Annotated in this window: 2 rRNA genes; both read left to right on the top strand. The window is 52.3% G+C overall.

The window, feature by feature from the left end:
• Nucleotides 1-447 precede the first annotated feature (447 nt).
• Nucleotides 448-3,519, top strand: a 23S ribosomal RNA gene (locus tag PL599_RS22655).
• Nucleotides 3,520-3,912: 393 nt separating this feature from the next.
• A 5S ribosomal RNA gene (gene rrf / locus PL599_RS22650) occupies nt 3,913-4,027 on the top strand.
• Nucleotides 4,028-4,114: the final 87 nt, after the last annotated feature.

Here is a 4,114-nt window from a genome sequence, read left to right as displayed (position 1 = left end):
GAAATAAAAGTTTGCATCGTCTGTAAGGACTGATGCCTGTTCTGAATACATTGTGAAGAGAAGATATGTCTGGAAGCGTCCAGGTGTTTTGGGTTTAGGCCCGAGACGTCCGAGCCCAGTCCCAGTGAAACCTTGTGATGGCTTAGTCGGCCGGAATTGGTGGAGGGGTTGGAGGTAGGAAGGATCGCTTGTCCGAGGCATTTTTGTTGTTTGAAGGTTTAGGCCTTCATCTGATGGGAATGCTGGATTGATGTTGCCTGACCGCGCATCACCGGATGATATCTCGAGAAGCTGGTCTTAATGATACGACCTCGAAGTGCACCGGCGTGCCTTCATATGAGGATTGTATCGAACACGTCGATGTCATCAGGAAATGACTTGATTGTAAAAGGTAATCAAGTTGCCGTTCCTTTGGAGCGGCTATGGATGAGCATAGACAATGAGAACGAAGAAGTGAATTAAGGGCATTTGGTGGATGCCTTGGCATGCACAGGCGAAGAAGGACGTGATACGCTGCGAAAAGCCGTGGGGAGCTGCGAATAAGCTTTGATCCATGGATCTCCGAATGGGGCAACCCACCTTAAATACCTAGAAAATCATTCCTGTTGGAATGATTTGTCTAGTCTTGTTTGATCTCACGTGCCGTATCGCACTTCCTTTTGAAGTGCTGGCACTGCGATGGCGCGCTGCACGAGCAGCGACGGACTAGCGTCCTGTATGGGTACCTTGCTCAAGCTTGAGTGTGGCAGCCATACAGACCGATAGGTCGTCGCCAACAGTTTGGCGCCCGTCCGGAGCGAAGCAGCGCAAGCTGCGACAGCGTGAGGACAAAACAAGCCCGGCACGTCCGGGTGGGACAGAGCAACCGGAATGGTTTCTAGGTATTGTTATAAGGTATCTTACTTTCGAATACATAGGGGTAAGAAGCGAACGCAGGGAACTGAAACATCTAAGTACCTGCAGGAAAGGACATCAACCGAGACTCCGCAAGTAGTGGCGAGCGAACGCGGACCAGGCCAGTGGCAATGATGAATAAAGCGGAACGATTTGGAAAAGTCGGCCATAGAGGGTGATAGCCCCTTACGCGTAGAACAGTCATTGTCCTTGAGTAGGGCGGGACACGTGAAATCCTGTCTGAACATGGGGAGACCACTCTCCAAGCCTAAGTACTCGTGCATGACCGATAGCGAACAAGTACCGTGAGGGAAAGGTGAAAAGCACCCCGACGAGGGGAGTGAAATAGAACCTGAAACCGGATGCCTACAAACAGTCGGAGCTCGAGCCTTTTAGTAGGTTGGGTGACGGCGTACCTTTTGTATAATGGGTCAACGACTTAGTGTAACTAGCAAGCTTAAGCCGGTAGGTGTAGGCGCAGCGAAAGCGAGTGTTAATAGCGCGACATAGTTAGTTGCATTAGACCCGAAACCGAGTGATCTAGCCATGAGCAGGCTGAAGGTTGGGTAACACCAACTGGAGGGCCGAACCCATAACTGTTGCAATAGTTCGGGATGACTTGTGGCTAGGGGTGAAAGGCCAATCAAACTCGGAAATAGCTGGTTCTCCGCGAAATCTATTTAGGTAGAGCGTCGACCTTATACCCTCGGGGGTAGAGCACTGGATGGGCTATGGGGACTCACCGTCTTACTGATCCTAACCAAACTCCGAATACCGAGGAGTACTAGTCGGCAGACACACGGCGGGTGCTAACGTCCGTCGTGAAAAGGGCAACAACCCTGACCTCCAGCTAAGGTCCCCAAGTCATGGCTAAGTGGGAAAGGATGTGAGGATCCCAAAACAACCAGGATGTTGGCTTAGAAGCAGCCATCATTTAAAGAAAGCGTAACAGCTCACTGGTCTAAATAAGGGTCTTTGCGCCGAAAATGTAACGGGGCTAAAGCCATGCACCGAAGCTGAGGATTGTGGCAACCTTCGGGTTGCTTCAGTGGTAGCGGAGCGTTCCGTAAGTCTGTGAAGGGGTACCTGTGAGGGGCCCTGGAGATATCGGAAGTGCGAATGTTGACATGAGTAACGATAAAGGGAGTGAGAGACTCCCTCGCCGAAAGACCAAGGGTTCCTGCTTAAAGTTAATCTGAGCAGGGTTAGCCGGCCCCTAAGACGAGGCGGACACGCGTAGTCGATGGGAACCACGTTAATATTCGTGGGCCTGGTGGTAGTGACGGATCTCGTGTGTTGTTCAACCTTATTGGATTGGTTGGGCGGCGAAGAGGTTCCAGGAAATAGCTCCACCGTATAGACCGTACCCGAAACCGACACAGGTGGTCAGGTAGAGTATACCAAGGCGCTTGAGAGAACTATGTTGAAGGAACTCGGCAAATTGCACGCGTAACTTCGGAAGAAGCGTGACCCTTTTGTACGCAAGTATGATGGGGTGGCACAGACCAGGGGGTAGCGACTGTTTATCAAAAACACAGGGCTCTGCGAAGTAGCAATACGACGTATAGGGTCTGACGCCTGCCCGGTGCTGGAAGGTTAAAGGGAGGGGTGCAAGCTCTGAACTGAAGCCCCAGTAAACGGCGGCCGTAACTATAACGGTCCTAAGGTAGCGAAATTCCTTGTCGGGTAAGTTCCGACCTGCACGAATGGCGTAACGACTTCCCCGCTGTCTCCAACATAGACTCAGTGAAATTGAATTCCCCGTGAAGATGCGGGGTTCCTGCGGTCAGACGGAAAGACCCCGTGCACCTTTACTATAGCTTTACACTGGCATTCGCCAAGGCATGTGTAGGATAGGTGGTAGGCTTTGAAGCAGGGACGCCAGTTTCTGTGGAGCCATCCTTGAAATACCACCCTTATCTTCGTGGATGTCTAACCGCGGTCCGTTATCCGGATCCGGGACAGTGTATGGTGGGTAGTTTGACTGGGGCGGTCGCCTCCGAAAGAGTAACGGAGGCGCGCGATGGTTAGCTCAGACCGGTCGGAAATCGGTCGTCGAGTGCAATGGCATAAGCTAGCCTGACTGCGAGACTGACAAGTCGAGCAGAGACGAAAGTCGGTCATAGTGATCCGGTGGTCCCGTGTGGAAGGGCCATCGCTCAACGGATAAAAGGTACGCCGGGGATAACAGGCTGATGACCCCCAAGAGTCCATATCGACGGGGTTGTTTGGCACCTCGATGTCGACTCATCGCATCCTGGGGCTGGAGCAGGTCCCAAGGGTATGGCTGTTCGCCATTTAAAGCGGTACGTGAGTTGGGTTCAGAACGTCGTGAGACAGTTCGGTCCCTATCTGCCGTGGGTGTAGGAATATTGACAGGATCTGTCCCTAGTACGAGAGGACCGGGATGGACGTATCTCTGGTGGATCTGTTGTCCTGCCAAGGGCATAGCAGAGTAGCTATATACGGAATGGATAACCGCTGAAGGCATCTAAGCGGGAAACCAACCTGAAAACGAGTGTTCCCTATCAGAGCCGTGGAAGACGACCACGTCGATAGGACGGGTGTGGAAGCACAGCAATGTGTGAAGCTTACCGTTACTAATAGCTCGATCGACTTCTTCGTTCCCATTGATTATGTTCATCGAACAAAGTTCGATGACATCATCTTCTGTCCTGACGCCCGAAGGGCTCCGGACGGGCCGCGCCACAGGGCGCGACGACCTCTGGTCTGTATGGCTGCCATGCTCATTGTTGAGCAAAGGTGGAATACCGACAGGTCACAGAGAGACGTGTAATTAAGATAAAAAGTGGCAATGCCACCCAGCTTCTCGAAAACAACAGTCATGTGAAAACATGAACAAGGTTGCTTTGGCCACCTGGTCCCTCATATCAGAGGTGGCCGTATGGCCGATTGGCGTCCCCCGTGAGCGACAAGCGAACGGGATAAGGCATGCCAATCCAAAAAAGCAATCATATGTTCATGCGTTCCGCATGAACATATGTTGCGTTTTGCCGACCTGGTGGTTATCGCGGGGCGGCCGCACCCGTTCCCATTCCGAACACGGCCGTGAAACGCCCCAGCGCCAATGGTACTTCGTCTCAAGACGCGGGAGAGTAGGTCGCTGCCAGGTCTGCAAAACGCAACTCAAAATCTTCTCAATCACACTCTTCGGCCCAGCCGACAAAAAGGGCCGCTACATGCGGCCTTTTGTCATTCA

The sequence above is a fragment of the Agrobacterium sp. ST15.16.055 genome, assembly GCF_027956555.1.
Taxonomy (GTDB): domain Bacteria; phylum Pseudomonadota; class Alphaproteobacteria; order Rhizobiales; family Rhizobiaceae; genus Agrobacterium; species Agrobacterium salinitolerans.
This window is presented reverse-complemented; position numbering and strand designations above follow the sequence as displayed.